Annotated in this window: 1 pseudogene; it reads left to right on the plus strand. The window is 66.1% G+C overall.

The annotated features are described in order from the left end of the window. Nucleotides 1-25: 25 nt before the first annotated feature. Nucleotides 26-271 (plus strand): annotated as a pseudogene (locus H483_RS39195) (hypothetical protein); the annotation flags it as partial.

The following is a 271-nucleotide window of genomic DNA, read 5'->3' on the forward strand; positions in this document are numbered from 1 at the left end:
CTGGGCGGTCCAGACTTTCCGAGACGTGTTCGAGGTTCCGGAACTCTCGCCATTGCCGGTACAAGACCGGGCGCCCGGAGTGCCTGGCCCGACGGTGGGCTATTGGCTTTCGTGGGCAGTGCCGCTGGTGGTGTTCTACGTCGCCAGTGCGTTGCTGTGGTGGAGGTGGCGCTGCGGCCGGCTATTGATCGGATCGGTGATGGCCGGCTTCAGTGCCGTCGTGGTGCTGGTCGCGCCCGTGTGGGTGTCGATCGAGGTTGGCGGTTTCGCG

It is taken from the genome of Dietzia sp. UCD-THP (genome assembly GCF_000349585.1).
In the GTDB taxonomy this organism is placed as follows: Bacteria; Actinomycetota; Actinomycetes; order Mycobacteriales; family Mycobacteriaceae; genus Dietzia; species Dietzia natronolimnaea_A.